We start from the raw sequence: 19,031 nt of genomic DNA, 5'->3' as shown, positions 1-19,031 counted from the left end.
CTCTGGCAAGCCGCCAAAAGCCGCACGACCGACCGCGAGCGATCGTCATGGCGAACACCTTCCGCACAGGTCGCCGGCTCCAGGACCGATCCGAAAATCGTTCCGAGCCGACGTGAAGATCCGGTCTATGACGAAGCTCACCGTCGCCAAATCGCAAGTGGCTCCCGGAAAGGCTCACCTTTCGGTACCGCACTGGGTTCGGCAAACCGTGTCGATCGCGATACCGCTCAACGGGTGGGCCACCTGAGCGATCAAATAAAAAGTCTGTGGCAAATGCTCGCGGTGTGATGTACCCGCAAGCACAGTCACTTGCGCTTTCTCGACGCATGCGTGAAGTGACGCCGATCGACGTCTTCACCACACAGTGTTCGGCTTTTCGTCATACGTACCCGTCAATGACGACCTTCACCTCGACAGGTCACCCAAGCCACAGGTGACCGCCAACATCACGGCGTGGCGACTCGACGCGATCGTCCCGATCGCCGGAGGAACCGAATCGTGACCGTTTATGGGAGGAACCGTCGCTCGAGCCGCGTCGTATGGCAACGTGACGCACAGATCGACTGCTGCTGCGGGGATCATGGATGAGCATGTCGACATCACCACCTGTGAAACAGCGGCCTATCGTGCGTGCACAATCCGTCGCCGTTCCCGAACCGGGCGATAAGCGTCGCGGTCTCTAGCACATGACGCCTGTGCGGAGCCCCATCTTCTCCCATACATGTATCCCGATTCCGTCATCACGTTCACGCCACATTTTTCGCGACACGGTTATGATGCACAGGTCCTGATCGCGACATGACAACCGATCAGGACAGGGGCGGTATCTCGATGGTTGTTCAATCCGTGATAGTCATCAAAAAAGAGAGTTCAGCGATGCAAATCCAGATCAGAAAACTCGCGCTGGCTGCTACCGCAGCCGCTTTCCTGTTCGGCTCGGCAGCTCCCGCGTTTGCACAGACCGACGCCGCCAGCGCGCCTGCCGCACAGGATGCGAAGGCAGCGAAGAGCGAAGCACGCAAGGCGGCCAGGGCCAAACGCAAGGCCGAGCGCAAGGCTGCTCGTGCGAAGAACACCGCCGAGCTGAAGAAACTCGAAGATGCCGGTTACAAGCCGGCGGCCAATGATCCGAACTATCCGCAGAACCTGCAGAACGCGGAGAAGAAAGCCGGCGCTGCAGCAAGCCAGTAAGCGTCGTCCGACGGCAAGGCGCGGTGTGAGCCGCGCCTTGCCGTGTGCATCACGATCACGCGGTGCACGCCTAAAATCACGTTCCGTGAATTTCCGTTGTTTGATTCGGAATCCTGCCTTTCTTGTTACGCACGACCGACTCCTCGACGCGGTCAGTGCCGTCCGTCCCGCGCGGTCGCGTTCCCCGTCGTTTTCAGCCAGTCCTTGAATGCACGCACGGCATCGTCGTTTGCCCGCGCGGATGCGACGTACGTGAAGTAGCGCCACGGCGGCAGCGCCGGTTCGCTGAACGGCTGCACGAGCAGCCCTTCGGCGATATCGTCGGCGACGAGCGCGATCGGCCCCATGGCGACGCCCAGCCCGTCGAGCGCGCCTTGCAGCGTCAGGTAGAAATGCTCGAGCGTGAGCGAGTGCCGCGGTGCAAGATTCGGATGCCCGGCCGCCGCGAGCCACTCGGGCCACATGCCGGGATAGGTGGCCGCGTGCAGCAGCGTGAAGCCCGCGAGATCGGCCGGCGTGTCCAGCGGCCGTCCCTCCAGCAGCTTCGGCGCACACACCGGCAGCCGAACTTCCGACAGGAATTCCTCGGCAACGTAACCGTCGATGGCTTGCGGGCCGCCGCGAACGATCAGGTCGACCTTGTCGCGCAATTTCTCGATCGGCTCGTTCGACGTCGACAACCGCACCTCGATGGCCGGATGGGCGACCTGGAACGATGACAGCTTCGGCACGAGCCAGCGTAGCGAAAACGTCGCGGGCGCGCTGACGCGCAGCACGCGCTGCTGCGCGTGACCGAAGTGCTGCGCGGTGGCGAGCGCGATCCGGTCGAACGATGCGCCGACCTCGGCGAGATACGCACGGCCGGCGTCGGTCAGTTCGACGCGCCGGTTGTGGCGTTCGAACAGCGGCCGCCCGAGCCACGCCTCCAGTTGCTGCACGTGCCGGCTGATCGCGCCGTGCGTCACGCACAGCTCGTCGGAGGCCAGCGTGAAACTGCCGAGCCGCGCGGCGGCTTCGAACGCGCGCAGCGAATTCAACGGGGGAAGTCGTCGGGCCATTGCTTCGTTTCGTGTGATTTTTACTCACACGAAGGTTCAGGTTTAATCGTTTGATCGGGCGATCCAGCTCCGCCAATATGGCACACAAACGGCCGGCACGGCCGAACGAGTGTCTGAATTTCTCACATGGAGTGCGGAGCATGCCGAACGTGGTGGTGGTAGGCGCCCAATGGGGCGACGAGGGCAAGGGGCGCGTCGTGGACTGGCTGGCGGCCCAGGCCGATCTCGTTGCGCGCTACAACGGCGGCCACAACGCGGGCCATACGCTGGTCGTCGGCGACAAGACGTACAAGCTCGCGCTGCTGCCGAGCGGCATCGTGCGCGGCAAGCGCGGCGTGATCGGCAACGGCGTCGCGCTCGATCCGGAAGCGCTGCTCGCGGAAATCGGGCGGATGGCCGGGCTCGGGCTGTCGGTGACACCGGACAATCTGTCGATCGCCGAGAACGCGACGCTGGTGTTGCCGATTCACCGCGCAATCGACCAGGCGCAGGAGCGCCAGCGCCGCGAACCAATCGGCACCACGCTGCGCGGGATCGGGCCGGCCTACGAGGACAAGGTCGGGCGCCGCGGTCTGCGCGTCGGCGATCTCGCGGAGCCTGGCCGGCTTGCCGCCAAGCTCGACGTGCTCGTCGATCATCACAACGCGTGGTTCCGGGGCCTGGGGCTCGACGAATACGACCGCGACGCGATGCTGGCGACGCTGGTCCGCCTCGCGCCGAAGATCCTGCCGTTCGTGCGCCCCGTCTGGGCCGATCTGAACGACGCGACCGATCGCGGCGAGCGCATCCTGTTCGAGGGTTCGCAGGCCGTGATGCTGGATATCGACTGGGGCACGTACCCGTTCGTGACGTCGTCGGGCACCGTGGCGTCGGCCGCCTCGGCCGGCACCGGCCTGGGCGCGTCGAAGCTCGGCCATGTGCTGGGCGTGACCAAGGCGTATGCGACGCGTGTCGGCGGCGGCCCGTTCCTCACGGAGCTGAACGACGTCACCGGCGAAGCGCTGCGCGCGCGCGGGCAGGAATTCGGTGTCAATACCGGCCGGCCGCGACGCTGCGGCTGGCTCGATGCCGCACAACTGCGTCAGGCCGTCAGGATCTCGGGCATCGATTCGCTCGCAATCACGAAGCTCGACGTGCTCGACGGCTTCGAGTCCATCGCGCTGTGCGTCGGTTACGAACTCGACGGTGCGCGTGTCGACCATCTGCCTGCGAGTCTCGATGCGCAGGCGCGCGCGAAGCCTGTATACGAAAGATTCGACGGCTGGCATGGCACCGTGAAAGGCGTGCGCGAGCGCGCGGCGCTGCCGCGCGCCGCTCATGATTTCATCGCGCGCGTCGAAGCGGTCGCGGGCGCACCGGTGTCGATGATCACGACCGGTGCGGAGCGTGACGACACGATCGTGTTGCGCAATCCTTTCGACGGGGCGGCCGCTGCGTGACGCGCGAAACGGGGAGGGCGTAAATTGCGCCGCGGCATCGCGGCCGGCGGGTCGTTTTTGCCGGCCCGATGCCCAATGCCCGTTGATGCTCGGGTGCGTGCACGCGCGGCCCGGATGCCATGCGACAAGCGATTCCACGGCACGATTCGGCATCCGGATTACGCCGCGTACGGCGAACTGGACACGCCTGCAGCGCTGCTGTACTGTTCCGCACAATTCGCGCCAGACCGGCCTGTGCCGGAGCCGCCGGCACCCAGGCCGCACGGCGGCGCGACGTGATCTCAATCCCGGGGACAGGTCGATGGACACGTTACAGATGATGCGCATTTTCGTCCGGGTTGCGGAGGAGGGCAGTTTCACGAGCGCGGCCCATCGCCTGGACATCACGACGGCCTACGCATCGCGTTCGGTCGCACAACTCGAAACGCATCTGCGCACGCGCCTGCTCAACCGCAGCACGCGCCGCATTGCGTTGACCGACGCCGGGCAGCGCTATCTCGACCGCTGCCAGCGGATCCTCGGCTATATCGACGAAGCGGAAGCCGAGGCGGCCGACGCACAGGCGAAACCGTCGGGGCGGCTGCACGTTCACGCGACGACGAGTTTCGGCCAGTCCTACGTGGTGCCCGCGGTCGTGCGCTACCGTGAGCGTTATCCGTCGGTCGCGGTCGAGCTGACGCTGTCGCAGCACGTGCCCGACATCATCGACGAAGGCTACGACGTATCGCTGCAGTTGAGCACGACCGAGCTGCCCGATTCAGGGCTCGTGTCGCAGCGGCTCGGTGACGTGGGCAGCGTGCTGTGCGCGTCGCCCGCGTACCTGAAGGCGCGGGGTACGCCGCACACGGTGAGCGACCTCGAAGGTCATGCGTGCCTGCAGATCGTCACGTCGCTCTTTCCGCGCGACCGCTGGCATCTCGACGGCCCCAATGGTCGTGAAACGTTCGAGCTGCCGTTGCCGGATTTCCAGGTAAACATCGCCGAAGCGCTTGGCGCCGCGCTGCGTGCCGGCCTCGGGATCGGCTCGCTGCCGATCCCGGCCGCCCTGCCCGGGCTCGCGAGCGGTGCGCTGGTGCGCGTGCTGCCCGAATACCGGTTGCAGAAGCTGACGGTCTATACGCTGTACGCGTCGCGTCAGTATCTCGACGCGAAGATCCGCACGTTCGTCGATTTCCTGCGCGAATGCGTGCCCGAGTTGCTGGCCGCCGACGAGGCTGCGGTGACCGCGTCCTGCGCGTCACGCAATTCCTGATTCAGGCATGGTGCGGTGCGCGAGCGCCGCATACCGATCCTTATTAGCTTAAATAATACGTATTCCTATATTTGATGGCGGCCCTGGCTACTGGCGCACACCCTGCGCGCCACCTGTATCTTTTGTTTCGCGACAGTGTGGTGCCCACGTCGTCGGCCGAATACTTCGCCCGCTCCATCGACGAAGCCGTGCTGGCCGAGCGGGCGAATGAGAACGGGAAGAAGGGCGGGGCACGCACGCGCATACGGCCCGCGTGAAGCGGCTTATGGCGCGACGCGCGACAGCGGCACCGCTTCGCCTCGCAGCCTCGCGACGTCGCGGCCCGGCGCGTCGCCGAACAGCCGCGCGTATTCGCGGCTGAACTGCGACGCGCTGACGTAGCCCACGCTGCGGCACGCTTGCCGCGCATCCATCGCCGACAGGCACATCAGGCGACGCGCCTCCTGCAGTCGCAGCACCTTCTGGCATTGCAACGGGCTCATCGACGTGACCGCACGGAAGTGGTGATGAAAAGTCGACGGGCTCATGTCGACCTGCCGCGCGAGCGAGTCGACCGTCATCGGATCGCGGTAGTGGTCGCGAATCCACGCGACCGCGCGCGAAATGCGCTGCGCCGTCGAACCGGCCTCGCCAACCAGCGCGACGCGTGCCCCCGACGGACCGCACAGCAGCCGAATGAGGATTTCGTCGACGATCAGCGGCGCGAGCAGGTCGAGCTCGACCGGTTGCGCCATCAACTGCATCAGCCGCGCGACGGCGTCGACGATTTCCGGCGTCGCGTCGTGCGTGTCGAGCGCGCCGCAGTCGACGGTTTTCGGCAACCCGCGCGGGAACACGCGTGGCGTGAGCGCGGCGATGCGCGCAGGATCGAGTTCGAGCTGCGCGTAAAGGAACGGCTCGGCGGGCGTCGCGCGCGTCACGCGGCCGGTGACGGGCACGTCGGCCGTCGCGACCAGCATCCGCGCTTCGTCGATCGTGTAGGTGTCGTCGCCGACCCGCATCGACTTCGCGCCTTGCCCGACGATGCTCATGCACGCGTGGTGCACGCCGTGGTTCCACTGCGCCGGCGCGCCGGATGCGCGTGAGATGCGCATGCCGCGCACCGGGAGGTCGAACGACCCATCGTGCGGCGCGTAGGCGGCGATCAACGCCGCGAGCCGGGCCGCGTGCGGCCGTGCCGGCGACCGCGGGTCGTGATCGGGCAGGAGGCGCGGTTGCGGTGGCGTTCGGGCGTCGGTTTCCATGTTGCGTGAGCGGATGGCGGAGTGAGCGAGGCGAGGTGCGCGGCGGCGATTCCCCGTCGAGAAACAGGCAGGGGCGCCGGCACGGCGGTCACATCGTACGACCAGTTGCGTGCGCCGGATTGCCCAAACCTGTCGGAAATTAGCCCGATCATCCGGACCTGCATGGTCGGTGGTCGCATCGCCCGTCGTTGCGAGGTGTGCAGCGCACAAATTCGGAAATTAAGGCAAAACAATCGCAGGATCGGGCAAGCTATTTCCCGGTGGTTTTCATACCATTGCACCTGCTGAAAGAAATGTGTTCCAGTGCGTTCGTGTGACGCAGGCAAAACCGTCGCATGATCCGCGGCCGCTGCCGCACGTGTTGCCGCCGCGAATCGCTGGAAAAGACTCAGGACTGCTATCGAATGATCGTACATCGGGCCGGCCGAGGCTGGCTTGTGCCCGTTGTATGCCGGCTCGCGCCCGTCGCGAGCGTGCCGACCGGCCCGGCGTGGCCGGCGTCGGCGCCGCTGCATTGGCCGGGCTGATGCGGATCGGCACGCGACGTGCCGGCGGGTGCAGGTGGAACGGCAGCCGTCCGCGCAGGGGAATCCGGACAAATGGACCAACTTCAATCGATTCGGGCATTCGTGACGGTGGCAAGAGAAGGCGGGTTCCGCCGCGCGGCGACGCGGCTGCGCGTGTCGACGGCGATGGCGAGCCGGTTGGTCGATGCGCTCGAAACGCGGCTCGGCGCGCGCCTGCTTCAACGCAGCACCAGCCACCAGTCGCTGACGGAAATCGGCGAGCTGTATCTCGCGCGCGTCGAGCGGATTCTGGGCGCGATCGACGAGATCGACGGCCGTTTCGTCGCGATGGGCAGCAAGCCGGAAGGGGCGTTGCGCGTGGCCGCGCCGGTCGCGTTCGGGCTCAGCCAGTTGAGCGCGTTGCTCGATCGTTTCGTGCACCTGTTTCCGGACGTGCGGCCGACCGTGACGCTGACCGATGCGTACGTCGACCTGACTGCCGAGGACATCGACGTTGCATTCCTGATCGACGGTATGCCGGTATCCGGTGCGCACGCGCTGCATACGCTGGCCGCGTACGAATCCGTGCGCGTCGCGGCGCCGGGTTACGTCGCCGCACAGGGCGGCGCGGCGGCATCGGGCGGCTGGCCGGATCTCACGACCGTCCGGTTCGAACCGCCGGCGGCCGACGACGACCCTGCGGCCGCGATTCGACCGGGCTCGGCACCCGGCAATGCGGGCGTCGGCCATCTCGAGATGGCACGACGGCTGGCCGTGGCCGGCATGGGCGCGGCGGTGCTGCCCGCGTATCTCGTCGACGCCGATCTGGCGGCCGGCACGCTGGTGCGTATCGCACCGGTTCGCCCGCTCGCGCCCGTCACGCTGAAGCTCGCGCATGTGCGTGCCGCGCGTCTGTCGGCCGCCGCGCGCGCGTTCATCGAATTCGCCGGCGCCGCGTTCCGGCCCGCGCGCTAGCGTCCCGGCTGGCCGCCGCGGCAACGCGTGCCCGTCGGGGCCGCGGGCTCGCCGTTCCTTTTTACGGAAGCAGTTCGGCAAACGAACGCTCCGCAGGGTGCACCGCACACCCGAAGCACGTGCCCGCATGCGTGTCGGACGGAAGCGAGAGCATTCCGCCCGCGCATGCAGGCCGCGAGGAGATCTGGTGATTCCCATTGAATGTCGTCTATTTGTGAGAGGTCGCTCCATGCGCGTCGAACGGGTTCCATACCGCTTGATCACTGTCGCGGCAGCCGCGGTTTTCCTGGCTGCCTGCGGAAAAAAAGAATCGGCGCCGCCGCCGCAAACACCTGAAGTCGGCGTCGTCACCGTCCAGCCGCAGGCCGTACCGGTCTTCACCGACCTGCCGGGCCGCACCAGCGCGTTCCTCGTCGCGCAGGTGCGCGCGCGGGTCGACGGCATCGTGCTGCGCCGTGAATTCACCGAAGGCAGCGACGTCAAGGCCGGTCAGCGTCTGTACAAGATCGACCCGGCGCCGTACGTCGCCGCGCTGAACAGCGCGAAGGCGACGCTCGCGCGGGCGCAGGCGAACCTCGTCACGCAGAACGCGCTGGTCGCGCGCTACAAGGTGCTGGTGGCCGCGAACGCGGTCAGCAAGCAGGACTACGACAACGCGGTGGCCACGCAGGGCCAGGCCGCGGCGGACGTCGCGGCCGGCAAGGCGGCGGTCGATACCGCACAGATCAACCTCGGCTATACGGATGTCGTGTCGCCGATCACGGGCCGCGTCGGCATCTCGCAAGTGACGCCGGGTGCGTACGTGCAGGCGAGCCAGGCGACGCTGATGTCGACCGTGCAGCAGCTCGATCCGGTGTACGTGGACCTCACGCAGTCGAGCCTCGAAGGGCTGAAGCTGCGCCAGGACGTGCAGAGCGGGCGCCTGAAGACGAGCGGCCCGGGCGCGGCGAAGGTGTCGCTGATCCTGGAAGACGGCAAGACCTATTCGGAAGCGGGCAAGCTGCAGTTCTCGGACGTGACGGTCGACCAGACCACCGGCTCGGTGACGATCCGCGCGGTGTTTCCGAACCCGGGCCGCGTGCTGCTGCCGGGGATGTTCGTGCGCGCGCGGATCGAGGAAGGCGTGAACGAGAACGCGTTCCTGGTGCCGCAGATCGGCGTCACGCACGACCAGAAGGGGCAGGCGATCGCGCTGGTGGTGAACGCCAGCAACAAGGTCGAGCCGCGTCCGCTGAAGACGACCGGCATGCAGGGTCAGAACTGGATCGTCGAAGGCGGTCTGCAGGCGGGCGATCACGTGATCGTGCAGGGCGGCGAAAAGGTGCGCCCGGGTGCGACCGTGAAGACCGTCGAGGCGCAGCTCGCGCCGGCGCCGGATGCGGCGTCCGCCGTAGCGGCGGGTGCCACGCCGGCGAGTACCGCCGCCAATGCTGCTGCGAGTTCGGCCGCCGCGTCGGCCGCGCAATAACAGGGAGTCCGTTTCATGGCCAAGTTCTTTATCGATCGCCCGATCTTCGCGTGGGTGATCGCGATCGTGCTGATGCTGGCCGGCGTCGCATCGATCTTCAAGATGCCGATCGCGCAGTATCCGACGATCGCACCGCCGACGATCCAGATCCAGGCGAACTACCCGGGCGCATCCGCGAAGACGGTGGAAGACACGGTGACGCAGGTGATCGAGCAGCAGATGAGCGGTCTCGACAACTTCCTGTACATGTCGTCGACGAGCGACGACTCGGGCAATGCGACGATCACGCTGACCTTCTCGCCGGGCACGAATCCGGACGTCGCGCAGGTGCAGGTGCAGAACAAGCTGTCGCTCGCGACGCCGAACCTGCCGCAAGTCGTGCAGCAGCTCGGCATGCAGGTCACGAAGTCGAGCAGCAACTGGCTGATGTGGTTCGCGTTCAACTCCGAGGACGGCAGGATGTCGAAGGAGGACCTGACGAACTACGTGGCCTCGCACGTGCTCGATCCGCTGAGCCGCGTGAACGGCGTCGGCCAGACACTGCTGCTCGGTTCGCAGTTCTCGATGCGGATCTGGCTCGACCCGACCCGCCTGACCAACTATGGCCTCACGCCGGTCGACGTATCGACGGCGATCACGCAGCAGAACGTGCAGATCGCGGGCGGTCAGCTCGGCGGCACGCCGGCGAAGCCGGGCACCGTGCTGCAGGCGACGATCACCGAATCGACGCTGCTGCGCACGCCCGAGCAGTTCGGCAACATCCTGCTGAAGGTCAACCAGGACGGCTCGCAGGTTCGACTGAAGGACGTCGGCCGCGCGGCGCTGGGTTCGGAGAACTACACGTTCGACACGAAATACATGGGGCAGCCGACGGCCGGTCTCGGCATCCAGCTCGCGACCGGTGCGAATGCGCTGGCGACCGCGACTGCGTTGCGGGCCAAGATCGACGAGCTGTCGAAGTACTTCCCGCACGGTCTGGTCGTCCACTACCCGTACGACACGACGCCGTTCGTGCGCCTGTCGATCGAGGAAGTGGTCAAGACGCTGATCGAGGGCATCGTGCTCGTGTTCCTCGTGATGTACCTGTTCCTGCAGAACCTGCGGGCGACGATCATCCCGACGATCGCGGTGCCGGTCGTGCTGCTCGGCACATTCGCGATCATGGGCGTCGCCGGCTTCTCGATCAACACGCTGTCGATGTTCGGCCTGGTGCTTGCCATCGGCCTGCTGGTCGACGATGCGATCGTGGTGGTCGAGAACGTCGAGCGCGTGATGGCGGAAGAGGGCTTGTCGCCGAAGGAGGCGACCCGCAAGGCGATGGGCCAGATCACCGGCGCGCTGGTCGGCGTGGCGCTCGTGCTGTCGGCGGTGTTCGTGCCGGTGGCGTTCTCGGGCGGCTCGGTCGGTGCGATCTATCGCCAGTTCTCGCTGACGATCGTGTCGGCGATGGTGCTGTCGGTGCTCGTCGCGCTGATCCTGACGCCGGCACTGTGCGCGACGATCCTGAAGCCGGTTCCGCAAGGGCATCACGAAGAGAAGAAGGGCTTCTTCGGCTGGTTCAACCGGACCTTCGATCGCAGCCGCGATCGCTACACGGGCGGCGTGAATCACGTGATCCGGCGCTCGGGCCGCTGGCTCGTGATCTACCTGGCCGTGTTCATCGCGGTCGGCGTGATGTTTACGCGCCTGCCGAAATCCTTCCTGCCCGATGAAGACCAGGGCTACATGTTCATGATCGTGCAGACGCCGTCCGGCTCCACGCAGGAGACGACCGGCAAGACGCTCGACAACATCAATACGTACCTGACGACCGCGGAGAAGGACGTGGTCGACTCGGTGTTCACGGTCAACGGCTTCAGCTTCGCGGGCCGCGGCCAGAACGCAGGCCTCGTGTTCGTGAAGCTGAAACCGTACGAGCAGCGCCAGCGTTCGAACCAGAAGGTCCAGGCGCTGATCGGCCGCACCTTTGCGCACTATTCGACCTACAAGGACGCGATGGTGATTCCGTTCAACCCGCCGTCGATTCCCGAACTCGGCACGGCCGCCGGCTTCGACTTCGAGCTGACGGACAACGCCGGTCTCGGCCACGAAGCGCTGATGGCCGCGCGCGGCCAGTTGCTCGGGATGGCCGCGAAGGATCCCGCGCTCGCGCTCGTGCGCCCGAACGGCCTGAACGACACGCCGCAGTACAAGGTCGACATCGACCGCGAGAAGGCGAATGCACTCGGCGTCACGGCCGCTGCGATCGACCAGACGTTCTCGATCGCGTGGGCGTCGCAGTACGTGAACAACTTCCTCGATACCGATGGCCGGATCAAGAAGGTCTACGTGCAGTCGGATGCGCCGTTCCGGATGACGCCGGAGGACATGAACATCTGGTACGTGCGCAACAGTTCGGGCGGGATGGTGCCGTTCAGCGCGTTCTCGAGCGGCCACTGGATCTACGGTTCGCCGAAGCTCGAACGCTACAACGGCGTGTCGTCGATCGAGATCCAGGGGCAGGCTGCGGAGGGCAAGTCGACCGGCCAGGCGATGGCCGCGATGGAGGCGCTCGCGAGCAAGCTGCCGGAAGGCATCGGCTATTCGTGGACCGGCCTGTCGTTCCAGGAAATCCAGTCCGGCTCGCAGGCGCCGATCCTGTACGCGATCTCGATCCTCGTCGTGTTCCTGTGTCTCGCGGCACTGTATGAAAGCTGGTCGATCCCGTTCTCGGTGATCATGGTGGTGCCGCTCGGCGTGGTCGGCGCGCTGCTCGCGACGATGCTGCGCGGCCTCGAGAACGACGTGTTCTTCCAGGTCGGCCTGCTGACCACCGTGGGCTTGTCCGCGAAGAACGCGATCCTGATCGTCGAGTTCGCGCGTGAGTTGCAGGCGACCGGAAACATGGGGCCGGTGCGGGCGGCGATCGAGGCGGCGCGCCTGCGACTGCGCCCGATCCTGATGACGTCGCTCGCCTTCATGCTCGGCGTGCTGCCGCTCGCGATCAGCAACGGCGCAGGCTCGGCCAGCCAGCATGCGATCGGTACGGGCGTGATCGGCGGGATGATCACGGCGACGTTCCTCGCGATCTTCATGATCCCGATGTTCTTCGTGCGGGTTCGCGCGATCTTCAGCGGCGAGACGGAAAACGTCGACGATGCATGGCGTCTCGTGCAGGGCGACCTGCAGCGCGGTCACGACGACGCACACGATTCGAAGGGGCGGTAACGATGCAAAAACATGCTTTGACTGCAACGATGGCGGCACTGGCCGCCGCGCTGTTCGCCACGGGCTGCACGATGGCGCCGCATTACAAGCGGCCCGATGCGCCCGTCGCGCAGGCGTACCCGGCCGGCGGCGTCTACGCGACGCAGCCGGGTGCGGCCGGCGCGCGCAGCGCGAACGGCCAGGCGGCGACGGCCATCGGCTGGCGCGAATTCTTCGTCGATCCGCGCCTGCAGCGGCTGATCGAGATCGCGCTGAAAAACAACCGCGACCTGCGCGTGTCGGTGCTGAACATCGAGGCGGCGCGCGCGCAGTACCAGATCACGCGCGCGGGCCTGTTCCCGACGCTCGACGGTACGGGTACCGGCAATCGTCAGCGTTTGCCGAATTCGCTGACGGCGGTGCCGGGCCGGAACATCACGACGACCTACAACGTCGGGCTGTCGGCGTCGTGGGAGCTCGACCTGTTCGGCCGCGTGCAGAGCCTGAAGGACCAGGCGCTCGCGCAGTACCTGTCGACGTCGTACGCACGGCAGGCGTCGGAGATCTCGCTGGTATCGCAGGTGGCCGATCAATACCTGACGCTGCTGTCGACCGATGACCTGCTGAAGGTCACGGAGAACACGCTGAAGTCCGCCCAGGCGCAGTACGACCTGACGAAGCTGCAGTTCGACAACGGCACGGGCTCGGAGCTCGAGCTGCGTCAGGCGCAGACGGTGGTCGAGACGGCGCTCGCGAACCAGCAGGCGCAGGCGCGTGCGCGTGCGCAGGCGCTGAACGCACTGGTGCTGCTGATCGGCGAACCGCTGCCGGACGACCTGCCGGCGGGCATGCCGCTGGACGCGCAGAACCTGCTGACGGACGTGCCGGCCGGGCTGCCGTCGGATCTGCTGACGCGTCGTCCGGACGTGATGCAGGCCGAGCAGACGCTGCTGGCCGCGAACGCGAACATCGGCGCGGCACGTGCGGCGTTCTTCCCGCGCATCTCGCTGACGGGCGCATTCGGCACCGGCAGCCCGACGCTCGGCGGCCTGTTCAAGGCCGGCACGGCGGCGTGGTCGTTCGCGCCGCAGATCACGATGCCGATCTTCGAAGGCGGGCAGAACATCGCGAACCTGAACCTGGCGAACGTGCAGAAGCGCATCGAGATCGCGAACTACGAGAAGGCGATCCAGTCGGCATTCCGCGAAGTGGCGGATGGTCTCGCCGCACGCGGCACGTACGACCAGCAGATCGCGGCGCTGGAGCGCAACGAGCATGCGCAGCAGCGTCGTTTCGACCTGTCGGACCTGCGTTACAAGAACGGCGTCGACAGCTACCTGTCGGTGCTGACGGCGCAGACGGACCTGTACTCGGCCCAGCAGACGCTGATCAGCGCACGTCTGGCGCGCTGGACGAATCTGGTCGACCTGTACCGCGCGTTGGGCGGCGGCTGGATCCAGCACGCAGGCGAAACGCCGCGCGCGCCGGATGCGCCGGTCGATTACGACAAGGCGGCTGCGACGAACGGGTAAGCGCAACGAAGCGCAGGGGCGGGCAGCCGCGCCTGTCGTTTCGAACCGGCGGTATGCTGAAACGAAAACGCCACGGATTTGCGTCCGTGGCGTTTTCATTTGCACGGCCGCCCGCGAAGGGCGTCGCGTTACGTTACGCCTGTGTCGTCCAAAGCGTACGGCCGAAGAAGGTCAGCGTGCGATCCCAGGCCATTTGCGACCACACCGGATCGAACTGCGTGCTGGAGATGCGGCCCGGGCCCACGGCCGTTTCGTTCGCGAACCCGTGGTGCGCGAGATAGCGATGGAACTCGAAGCCGACCTTCGCATCGGTCAGCTTCTTTTCCAGCGCGTCGACCTGGTCGATTGTGAAGAATGCGTCCTGCGTGCTCCAGTGGCCCATCAGCGGCACCTTGAGCTTCGCCGGATCGATGTAGTCGAGCGGCGGGAAGCCGTACCACGTCACGCCCGCATCCGCATCGGCGTGTTGCAGCGACAGCAGCGTGAGGGCGCCGCCCATGCAGTAGCCCGTGATCGCGACCCGCGAGGCCAGCGTCTTCAGATACGTGACGGCGCCGGGAATGTCCTGCGACGCGGCATCGCCGAAATCGAGGCCGGTCATCAGGTGGTGCGCTTCTTCTTCCTCGACCGTCGACTTGCCGCGATACAGATCGGGTACCAGCGCGAAGTAACCGCAGCGCGCAAGGCGGTCCGCGACGCCGCGGATCTGGTCGTTCAGCCCCCACCATTCCTGGATGACGACGACGGCAGGCGCGCCTTCGGTTTTTGCGGGCGTCGCGAGATAGCCCTGCAGTTCCTGGCCGTCCGGGCGGCGAAACGTGATCATGGAACCGGATGTTTGTGACATGAAACCGCTCCTTTTCGAAAAATGCGTTGAGCGCGGCATCGGGCCGGCCAGCGGGCGCGGCGACGATCGGGCATGCCGGGCGTCGTGGTGCCGCTCGCGTTCGAGTCGGCCGGCGCCGACCACGCGGCCATTCTATGCGCAAACATCCACTGGCTGCGTGAACGGTGCTGTGCCGCACGTGATCGGTGTCCGGAGCGGGTGGCCGAAAAGCAAACACCCCGCCCCGATGAACGGGCGCGGGGTGTTGCGGGTACCGCGCGCGTACCGGGATACGCGCGCGGGATCGGCTTACTGGCCGAAATAGACCGAGTCGCGGCCTTCCTGCTTGACCGCGATTGCGCGGCCGGCACGCACGCCGGCGGCGGCTTGGGCGCCGTAACCGGCTTCATCTGCGTTCGTCACACGCGCCTGGGCGGTTTGCAGCGCGCGCGGGTAATACTGATCGGAGACTTCGGGCTTGTAGCCGGCCTGTTCGAGCTGCACGAGTTCCGCACGGACCTGGGCGCGCGTCAGCTGGCCCGACGGGTTCGATTGTGCGAATGCGCCGTACGAGGCGGACAGGGCGGTTGCGGCGACGACAGCGGTGATGAACGACTTCATGGTGACCTCCGGTTTCATGGATTTCTCGCTTCGCTCGTTGCGTTCAGCGGTTGATTGCATCGTAGCGATCGCGTTACCGGTCGGAAATACGCGTTCCAGTGATTCATTATTGCAACTGGGTAAACGATCGGCGTGAGTGGCGGTTTCATCCGATGATTGCGGGCGTGACGGGCCGCGGGCATACGCCGATGAGCGCTCCGGATTCGGCCCGACAGGGCTCGATACCGTCAAACCGCCCGTTGCCGCGTGACGCTCAATTACATCGCATTCCGAAATAGTTGACCGGCGCAGTCACCATCGTCGATGCGTTGTCCTATCACTCCACAGGAACCGCCTGCCGTTTCCGATACTCGGCCGGCGTAATCCCGACGTGGCGGGTGAACGACCGCCTGAGCGTGTCGACATTCGCGAAGCCGCATTTCGCGGCGACCTGCTTCGGCGTGTCGTGGCCGTTCTCGAGCAACTGGCGGGCCGCCGAGATGCGGGTTGCCTCGACCCACGCGGCCGGCGTCATGCCCACCTCGGCGCGAAACAGCCGCGCGAAGTGGCGGGGGCTCATGCCCGCATGCTTCGCCAGGTCGGCTACCGAATGCGCGAGTTCCGGATTCGCCGCGATCCAGCGTTGTACCTCCTGCAGCACCGAGCGCCCGGTGGGGCGCGCTTCGCCCTTGCGGCTGAACTGGAGCTGCCCGCCAGGGCGCTTGAAGAACATCACCAGTTGCGCGGCGACGCGCCGTGCGATCTCGCGGCCGAGATCTTCCTCGACCAGCGCGAGCGCGAGATCGAGCCCGGCCGTGACGCCGGCGCCCGTGCGCAGCTTGCCGTCGCGCACGTACAGCGCATCGGCATCGACGGCGAGCGACGGATAGGCTTCTGTCAGCGCGTCGGCGGCGGCCCAGTGCGTGGTCAGGCGGCGGCCTTTCAGCAGGCCGGTGGCGGCGAGGATGAACGCGCCGGTGCAGATCGAGCCGTAGCGCTTGCTCTGCACGGCCGCCGATCGCAGCCACGCGAGGACATCGGTGCGCAGCGTGACGCGGCCCGCGCTCGGCGCGCCCGCGACCAGCAGCGTGTCGATACGCTCTGGGATGTCGGGAACGATCCAGTCGGGCAGCAGTTGCGCACCGGACGAACTGCGGATCGGACCGGATTCGCTCGCGATGATCCGCAATGCATAGAACGGCCTCCCGCATTCGGCATTCGCCTGTGCGAACACGTCGAGCGGTGCGGAGACATCGAGCAGTTGAACGCCCGGGACGGCGAAAATTCCCACGACCTTCGGCATGGTGATCGGATGCGTGCGGTATCTAAGGTGATGCGCAGCAGTATAGAGGGGCCGGTGGCGCATCGAGCGAGGCGGCGGAGCCCTTTTTCGGTGTTTTTTCGGTCACGCGGGCATCACGTCCGTCCATCGCGCGAAATGGCAGGATTTGACGTAATACGCCTATTGAAGACAGCTATCGGGCTTTGGAAAATCGGGAGTGTTTTCAATGGAGGTCAATCATGACTGAGAACGTTGCAGGCATCGCCATCCCCGATAGCCAATTGACGCGCGAGATCACCGAACTCGTTCGCGATACCGCGTCGCCGCTGCTGTTCCATCATTCGAGCCGCGTTTACTATTTCGCGGCGCTGGCGGGCCGGCGCCGCGGGCTCGAGTACGATCCCGAGCTGCTCTACTGCGGCTGCATGTTTCATGACATGGGGCTCACTCACAAGCACAGCAGCGCATGCGAGCGCTTCGAAGTGGACGGCGCCAATGCCGCCCGCGATTTCCTGAAGGGCAAGGGCATCTCGCAGCAGGATATCGACGTTGTGTGGACCTCGATCGCGCTGCACACCACGCCCGGTATTCCGCAGCACATGCATCCGGTGATCGCGCTCGTCACCGCGGGCGTCGAGATGGACGTGCTGGGCCTCACGTATCCGGAATACAGCGATGTCGAGCGCGAGGCCGTCGTTCGCGCGCATCCGCGTACGCCGCACTTCAAGGAAGACATCATTCAGGCGTTCTACGACGGGATCAAGCATAAGCCCGGCACGACGTTCGGCAACGTGAAGGCCGATGTGATCGCGGACAAGGATCCGCATTTCCGCGCCGGCAATTTCTGCAGCGTGATCCGGTCGTCGGCGTGGACCGGCTGATTGCATCGGGTATCGCGCACGTTCCGCTGCACCGGGCGGAACCGTGCGTGCCGGTGGCAGGGTAGCTGCCTGTGGGAGTAGGGGCGTTGCCCTGCCGGATGTTCGACCGGGACCGGCGTTCTGATGGCGTCCATACTCAGGACGTATCCGACACCCGCTGCGTCGGCATGGGCTCGACATGGTTCGACGACAGCTTCAAGTGGGGCCGTACGGCGATGAGATCTCGAACCGGATGTTCATGAGCGATGGCGAGAAGTGCGGGATCGGGGCGCGAATCCGGAGCGAGGGGGCCGCGGTACGTGTTTCGTCATGGTGGTCGGCGAGTAACCGGGCCGGTCGCTCCGGTCGACAAATGTACATTGCGGGATGGCAGATGCCGGTTCAGCGGCGCGATTTAATTCAATAAAAGGGTTGTTACGTGACAACCGTAAGACATCTCAGCGGACTTTATATACTGAATAATGGTTCCGCCTCATCGAAGCGAATCTTCGATTCGCATCCTCAGACGCTGCTGCCAGGGGCAGGAGGGGGATCCTTGGCCGAGCCCGTCGACCGGCCGACGACAGCAGCTTTGGCTCGTCCTCCCGCAAGTTTCCGGCAAAACGCCTATAATGATTGGGCAAATTGCCGGAGAGAGGTCATGAGCACCATCGCTTTTCATCCTTCAGGCGTCGCGCATCCGCGCCAGGCCGAATTCACGATTCTCGAGCAGCTGCTGGCGATCCGTGTCCGTTCGGGCGCGGATCTGGCCGAGCTCGCGAGCGCGCGTGTCGACGTATCGGTGATCGACCGGCTGTCCGAGCGCGGGCTGAAATCGGACGAACTGGCCTTCATCATTCCGCGCCGCACGCTGAGCCATCGCCGCCAGGCGCACGAACGTCTGTCGCCGGAGGAATCCGACAAGGCGATCCGCCTCGCGCGCATCGTCGCGCAGGCGACGGCCACGTTCGGCGACCAGGACAAGGCGATGGCGTGGTTGCGCAACGGGTTGCAGCGCTTCGGCGGCCGCACGTCGCTCGACATGGCGAGCACCGAGCACGGTGCTCGCCTCGTCGAGGAAGTTCTCACGCAAATCGACGAGGGGTATTTCGCTTGACGACGTTGTGGCGGATCAGCAATTACGCCGATCTGAAGGGCATCGGCGGGTTGCGGGCCGGCGGGCGCTGGCATTTTGCCGGGCAGCCCGTCGTCTATCTCGCCGAACACCCGGCGCTCGCGCTGCTCGAGACGCTCGTTCATTTCGAAATCGCCACCGTTGCCCAATTGCCGAGCGGATACCAGCTGCTGCGGATCGACGTGCCCGATTCGGTGGATGTCGCCGAAATCGCGGAAGGCGACGCATCGGACGACTGGCAAACGAACGTCGACTGGACCCGCAGCGCCGGCACCGAATGGCTGCATACGCAGCCGAGCGCGCTGCTGCGCGTGCCGAGCGTCGTCGTGCCGCACGCGCACAACTTCCTGTTGAATCCGCTGCATCCGGCCGCATCCGAGATTCGCATCGCGGAAGTCATGCAATCGCCGTACGACACGCGAATCCTGCGCCTGATCCAGTCGAAGTCGGGCGCATAACGAACGGGAAGGAAAAGGG

At 65.9% G+C, this 19,031-nt stretch carries 15 protein-coding genes; 10 read left to right on the top strand and 5 right to left on the bottom strand.

Going from position 1 to position 19,031, the window contains the following annotated elements; genetic code table 11:
• The first annotated feature begins 876 nt into the window (after positions 1-876).
• Positions 877-1,191: a DUF4148 domain-containing protein gene (locus WJ12_RS18910; RefSeq protein ID WP_124610123.1), complete on the top strand. Its 315-nt coding sequence runs from the start codon at positions 877-879 to the stop codon at positions 1,189-1,191.
• 152 nt (positions 1,192-1,343) lie between these two features.
• Here WJ12_RS18910 and gcvA read toward each other — a convergent pair whose 3' ends face one another.
• Positions 1,344-2,249: a transcriptional regulator GcvA gene (gcvA, locus tag WJ12_RS18905; protein WP_059561914.1), complete on the bottom strand. Its 906-nt coding sequence runs from the start codon at positions 2,247-2,249 to the stop codon at positions 1,344-1,346.
• A gap of 140 nt (positions 2,250-2,389) precedes the next feature.
• Between gcvA and WJ12_RS18900 the strand changes: the two genes are divergently transcribed.
• A complete protein-coding gene (locus WJ12_RS18900) occupies positions 2,390-3,688 on the top strand; it encodes an adenylosuccinate synthase (RefSeq protein WP_059561911.1) in 1,299 nt (432 codons plus the stop codon).
• 301 nt (positions 3,689-3,989) lie between these two features.
• Positions 3,990-4,940 carry a LysR family transcriptional regulator gene (locus WJ12_RS18895; RefSeq protein ID WP_034191717.1) on the top strand — a complete coding sequence of 317 codons (951 nt, stop codon included), beginning with the start codon at positions 3,990-3,992 and terminating at the stop codon, positions 4,938-4,940.
• Between the two features lie 263 nt (positions 4,941-5,203).
• Here the strand turns inward: WJ12_RS18895 and WJ12_RS18885 are convergent, their stop codons facing one another.
• Positions 5,204-6,034: an AraC family transcriptional regulator gene (locus WJ12_RS18885; RefSeq protein ID WP_226103817.1), complete on the bottom strand. Its 831-nt coding sequence runs from the start codon at positions 6,032-6,034 to the stop codon at positions 5,204-5,206.
• A 749-nt stretch (positions 6,035-6,783) separates the two neighbouring features.
• Here WJ12_RS18885 and WJ12_RS18880 point away from each other — a divergent pair.
• From WJ12_RS18880 to WJ12_RS18865, 4 genes are all read left to right on the top strand, one after another.
• Positions 6,784-7,665 (top strand): LysR family transcriptional regulator, encoded by an 882-nt coding sequence (locus tag WJ12_RS18880; RefSeq protein ID WP_034191715.1) that lies wholly within the window; start codon positions 6,784-6,786, stop codon positions 7,663-7,665.
• A gap of 229 nt (positions 7,666-7,894) precedes the next feature.
• A complete protein-coding gene (locus WJ12_RS18875) occupies positions 7,895-9,133 on the top strand; it encodes an efflux RND transporter periplasmic adaptor subunit (RefSeq protein ID WP_069245772.1) in 1,239 nt (412 codons plus the stop codon).
• A gap of 15 nt (positions 9,134-9,148) precedes the next feature.
• Positions 9,149-12,340 (top strand): efflux RND transporter permease subunit, encoded by a 3,192-nt coding sequence (locus tag WJ12_RS18870; protein ID WP_034191224.1) that lies wholly within the window; start codon positions 9,149-9,151, stop codon positions 12,338-12,340.
• Between the two features lie 2 nt (positions 12,341-12,342).
• Complete coding sequence (locus tag WJ12_RS18865) at positions 12,343-13,851, top strand: efflux transporter outer membrane subunit (RefSeq protein ID WP_069245771.1); 1,509 nt, start codon at positions 12,343-12,345, stop codon at positions 13,849-13,851.
• Positions 13,852-13,984: 133 nt separating this feature from the next.
• On the opposite strand, the gene WJ12_RS18860 is transcribed toward WJ12_RS18865, so the two are convergent.
• From WJ12_RS18860 to WJ12_RS18850, 3 genes are all read right to left on the bottom strand, one after another.
• Positions 13,985-14,698, bottom strand: coding sequence for a dienelactone hydrolase family protein (locus WJ12_RS18860; protein ID WP_034191110.1), 714 nt, complete (start codon positions 14,696-14,698; stop codon positions 13,985-13,987).
• Between the two features lie 288 nt (positions 14,699-14,986).
• A complete protein-coding gene (locus tag WJ12_RS18855) occupies positions 14,987-15,298 on the bottom strand; it encodes a DUF4148 domain-containing protein (protein ID WP_034191126.1) in 312 nt (103 codons plus the stop codon).
• A gap of 316 nt (positions 15,299-15,614) precedes the next feature.
• Positions 15,615-16,580, bottom strand: a complete 966-nt coding sequence (locus WJ12_RS18850; protein ID WP_034191111.1) for a GlxA family transcriptional regulator — start codon at positions 16,578-16,580, stop codon at positions 15,615-15,617.
• Between the two features lie 218 nt (positions 16,581-16,798).
• Here WJ12_RS18850 and WJ12_RS18845 point away from each other — a divergent pair, with 218 nt between their 5' ends.
• From WJ12_RS18845 to WJ12_RS18835, 3 genes are all read left to right on the top strand, one after another.
• Complete coding sequence (locus tag WJ12_RS18845) at positions 16,799-17,440, top strand: HD domain-containing protein (protein WP_069245770.1); 642 nt, start codon at positions 16,799-16,801, stop codon at positions 17,438-17,440.
• Between the two features lie 640 nt (positions 17,441-18,080).
• Positions 18,081-18,536: a type II RES/Xre toxin-antitoxin system antitoxin gene (parS, locus tag WJ12_RS18840; RefSeq protein ID WP_031403156.1), complete on the top strand. Its 456-nt coding sequence runs from the start codon at positions 18,081-18,083 to the stop codon at positions 18,534-18,536.
• Complete coding sequence (locus WJ12_RS18835) at positions 18,533-19,012, top strand: RES family NAD+ phosphorylase (RefSeq protein ID WP_069245769.1); 480 nt, start codon at positions 18,533-18,535, stop codon at positions 19,010-19,012. Before parS ends, WJ12_RS18835 begins: the two co-directional genes overlap by 4 nt.
• The last annotated feature ends 19 nt before the right edge of the window (positions 19,013-19,031 follow it).

It is taken from the genome of Burkholderia seminalis (assembly GCF_001718535.1).
Taxonomy (GTDB): domain Bacteria; phylum Pseudomonadota; class Gammaproteobacteria; order Burkholderiales; family Burkholderiaceae; genus Burkholderia; species Burkholderia seminalis.
The sequence above is the reverse complement of the archived record's forward strand: the minus strand, read 5'-3'. Positions and strand labels throughout refer to the sequence as shown.

What these genes read in the sequence shown, in the direction of transcription:
- WJ12_RS18870 (WP_034191224.1), top strand. Translation starts at nt 9,149, where the DNA reads ATGGCCAAGTTCTTTATCGATCGCCCGATCTTCGCGTGGGTGATCGCG.
- WJ12_RS18885 (WP_226103817.1), bottom strand. Translation starts at nt 6,034, where the DNA reads ATGCGCATCTCACGCGCATCCGGCGCGCCGGCGCAGTGGAACCACGGC.
- WJ12_RS18880 (WP_034191715.1), top strand. Translation starts at nt 6,784, where the DNA reads ATGGACCAACTTCAATCGATTCGGGCATTCGTGACGGTGGCAAGAGAA.
- gcvA (WP_059561914.1), bottom strand. Translation starts at nt 2,249, where the DNA reads ATGGCCCGACGACTTCCCCCGTTGAATTCGCTGCGCGCGTTCGAAGCC.
- WJ12_RS18895 (WP_034191717.1), top strand. Translation starts at nt 3,990, where the DNA reads ATGGACACGTTACAGATGATGCGCATTTTCGTCCGGGTTGCGGAGGAG.
- parS (WP_031403156.1), top strand. Translation starts at nt 18,081, where the DNA reads ATGAGCACCATCGCTTTTCATCCTTCAGGCGTCGCGCATCCGCGCCAG.
- WJ12_RS18910 (WP_124610123.1), top strand. Translation starts at nt 877, where the DNA reads ATGCAAATCCAGATCAGAAAACTCGCGCTGGCTGCTACCGCAGCCGCT.
- WJ12_RS18860 (WP_034191110.1), bottom strand. Translation starts at nt 14,698, where the DNA reads ATGTCACAAACATCCGGTTCCATGATCACGTTTCGCCGCCCGGACGGC.
- WJ12_RS18845 (WP_069245770.1), top strand. Translation starts at nt 16,799, where the DNA reads ATGACTGAGAACGTTGCAGGCATCGCCATCCCCGATAGCCAATTGACG.
- WJ12_RS18850 (WP_034191111.1), bottom strand. Translation starts at nt 16,580, where the DNA reads ATGCCGAAGGTCGTGGGAATTTTCGCCGTCCCGGGCGTTCAACTGCTC.
- WJ12_RS18865 (WP_069245771.1), top strand. Translation starts at nt 12,343, where the DNA reads ATGCAAAAACATGCTTTGACTGCAACGATGGCGGCACTGGCCGCCGCG.
- WJ12_RS18875 (WP_069245772.1), top strand. Translation starts at nt 7,895, where the DNA reads ATGCGCGTCGAACGGGTTCCATACCGCTTGATCACTGTCGCGGCAGCC.
- WJ12_RS18855 (WP_034191126.1), bottom strand. Translation starts at nt 15,298, where the DNA reads ATGAAGTCGTTCATCACCGCTGTCGTCGCCGCAACCGCCCTGTCCGCC.
- WJ12_RS18900 (WP_059561911.1), top strand. Translation starts at nt 2,390, where the DNA reads ATGCCGAACGTGGTGGTGGTAGGCGCCCAATGGGGCGACGAGGGCAAG.